2 protein-coding genes and 1 pseudogene are annotated in these 2,960 nt (G+C 68.0%); all 3 read right to left on the bottom strand.

Translation table 11 applies throughout. From position 1 onward, the window contains the following. Positions 1-83: 83 nt before the first annotated feature. Positions 84-224: pseudogene (locus tag ABZ749_RS32950) on the bottom strand (ubiquitin-like protein Pup); the annotation flags it as partial. Between the two features lie 108 nt (positions 225-332). Then, positions 333-1,559: an acyltransferase gene (locus ABZ749_RS32945; protein ID WP_357234794.1), complete on the bottom strand. Its 1,227-nt coding sequence runs from the start codon at positions 1,557-1,559 to the stop codon at positions 333-335. Between the two features lie 113 nt (positions 1,560-1,672). Next, positions 1,673-2,960, bottom strand: a 1,288-nt coding sequence (gene dop / locus ABZ749_RS32940) for a depupylase/deamidase Dop (RefSeq protein WP_357234791.1), incomplete at its 5' end; no start/stop codon positions are given.

Raw genomic sequence — 2,960 nt, 5'->3', positions numbered from 1 at the left:
GCCCCGCTTGCCGCCGACGATTCCGGCGACATTGCAGGCGGCTTCGCCGTGGCGGGCGATCACGAGTTCGGTCGTGGGGGCCCGAGGAGGTCGTCGACGTCCTCGGTGATCTCGGCGTGCCGCTCGGCCACCTCGGGGTTCGCCTCGGTGGTGACGTCCTCGATTTCCTCGCCCTGACGGGACTTGCCGGACTGCGACTGGCCGCCGCTGTCATGAGTGGCCATGGCTGTCTCCTCCACGATCGTCTGAGAAGAAATCTACCCCGTGCAGACGACAGAAAGCCCTCACGTCCGCCGTGTTCGGGTCGGGGGCCTTCAATTGCTGTGGAGCGGTCAGCTCCGAGGAGACGAGGCGTCTGCCGGTGCCGGGCCCGGCACCGGCACCGGGACCCGCTCCGGCTCACGCTGCTCCTCCCCCGACGCCTCCGCCGGAGGTGCCCCGCGCCGCAGGCGGGGTGTCCAGTCCTTGAACCGCAACGCCTGCTTCTCCACCAGATGCCAGGACAGAAACGCCAGGACGACGGTGAAGACCATGACCACCGCGAAGTAGCCGACGAACCCCCAGGCAGCCGCCCCCAGCCAGGCCAGCATCTGCTGCACGACGAAGGAGTAGATGTAGATGCCGTACGAGTAGTCGTTCTTCTGGCCCACTCGGTGCAGCAGCCGTGGCAACCGGACCGCGAGGTAGAGGATGGCGTACTCGTAGGCGAGCAACGCCGGGCCGAACAGGTGGCCCTCCAGGGTCTGCCAGCCGGTCACCACGATGGCGAGTACGCCCAGGACGTCGCTGATGGGCAGCTTGTCGCTGTAGAGGTCCGCTACGGCACCCACCAGGAACATGAAGCCGAATCGCAGGAACCAGATCTTGCTGAGTGTGCCGAGCAGCGGCAACGTGCCGACGGAGCCGCTGGTGAAGTATGTCGATCCGCCGAAGCGCAGCGCCTCGTACTGGTTCCACAGCAGCAGACCGAAGACGAGAACGGCGGCCGCGAGCACCAGCCAGCGGGCCCGACGCAGCACCGCCACCACAGCCAGCGAAGCCACGATCAGGTAGCAGAAGATCTCGTAGCTGAGCGTCCAGAGTGAGCCGTCGAGAACGCTCTTACGCACCAGGTCGCCGTACGGCGTGTCCCGGAAGACGTCCATGATCCCCTGTTGGCGGTAGCCACCCCACCAGTTCGCCTGCAGGAAGTTGACCACGCCGGCCGGGTGTCGCCACAGGCCGTCCAGATTGCCGCGATCGGCGTACCAGACGATCGGGGCCACCACGAAGCCGATGAACAGCAGACACACCCAGAGGCCCGGCCAGATCCGCAGGGCACGGTGCCACAGGTAGCGGGGCAGGCTGGCCCTCCGGGCGCTGCGGGTGATGAGGAAGCCGGAGATGCCGAAGAAGCCGGCCACCCCCAGACCGGCCACGTCGACGACCTCGGTCAACGGTCGGGCGTACCCGATCACCGCGGTGTGCGCGAGGACGACCGCGACGGCGAAGCAGAGCCGCAGGAAGCCGAAGCTGTTGGCACGCCCGGCGTACGCGTTCGACAGCGGTACAACGGTCATCGCACGCAGGCCAACCTGCCGGGCTGAGGGGAGCATCGCATCACCGTGTGGGTCGACGGATCGGGGGACGGCCTAGCATGCCACAGAGCGATTCCCGGCGGAGGCACTGGATCTCAGCCCCCGGTCAACGTCTCCAACAGGTCCTTGGCGCTGGCGCACCGATCGAACAACGCCCCAACGTGGGCGCGGGTGCCCCGCTCGGGTTCCATCATCGGCACCCGGACCAACGACTCCCGGCCCACGTCGAAGATCACCGAGTCCCAGCTCGCGGCGACCACCTCGGAGGCGTACTGGGCGAGGCAGCGACCGCGGAAGTAGGCCCGGGTGTCCTCCGGTGGCTCGGTCATCGCGCTGCGCGTCTCGTCGTCGGTGAGCAGCGTCTTCATCGCCCCCCGGCTGACCAGGCGGTGGTAGAGGCCCTTCTCCGGCCGGACGTCGGAATATTGGAGGTCGACGAGCTGGAGCTTGTGCGAGCCCCAACCGAGCTTCTCCCGCTCCCGGTAGCCCTCCAGCAGTCGCAGCTTGGCCACCCAGTCCAACTCGTCGGCGCAGAGCATCGGATCCCGGCCGAGCCGGTCCAGGACGCTCTCCCAGCGGTCGAGCACGTCGATGGTCTGCTCGTCGGCGTCGGTGCCGTACCGGTCGTCGACAAAGGACCGGACCCGCTCCAGGTACGCCCATTGCAGGTCGAGGGCGGTGAGCCGGCGGCCGTCGCGCAGTCGCATGCGGTGCGTCAGGGCGGGGTCGTGGCTGACGGCGCGCAGTTCGCTGACCGGGTCGGCGATGCCGAGGTCGGCGCCGAGGGCCTTCTCCTCGATCATGCTGAGGATCAGCGCGGTGGTGCCGACCTTGAGGTAGGTGGAGATCTCGGAGAGGTTGGCGTCGCCGATGATGACGTGCAGCCGGCGGTACTTGTCGGCGTCGGCGTGCGGCTCGTCCCGGGTGTTGATGATCGGCCGTTTGAGGGTGGTCTCCAGGCCGACCTCGACCTCGAAGAAGTCGGCACGCTGGGAGATCTGGAAGCCGCTCTGGCCGCCGTCCTGGCCGATGCCGACCCGACCGGCGCCGCAGACGATCTGCCGGGTGACGAAGAACGGCGTCAGGTACGCCACGATGTCGGCGAACGGCGTCTGCCGGCGCATCAGGTAGTTCTCGTGGGCACCGTAGCTGGCGCCCTTGTTGTCGGTGTTGTTCTTGTAGAGGTGGATCGGCTGGGTGCCCGGGATGGTGGCGGCCCGGCGGGACGCCTCGGCCATCACCCGCTCGCCGGCCTTGTCCCAGCGCACGATGTCCCTGGGGGTGGTTACCTCGGGGGTGGAGTATTCGGGGTGAGCGTGGTCCACGTAGAGCCGTGCGCCGTTGGTGAGTATCACGTTGGCCAGGCCCAGGTCTTCGTCCGCG

Source organism: Micromonospora sp. NPDC047753, assembly GCF_040642735.1.
Lineage (GTDB): Bacteria > Actinomycetota > Actinomycetes > Mycobacteriales > Micromonosporaceae > Micromonospora.
Note: the sequence above shows the minus strand (reverse complement) of the source record. Positions and strands in the feature narration are given on the sequence as shown.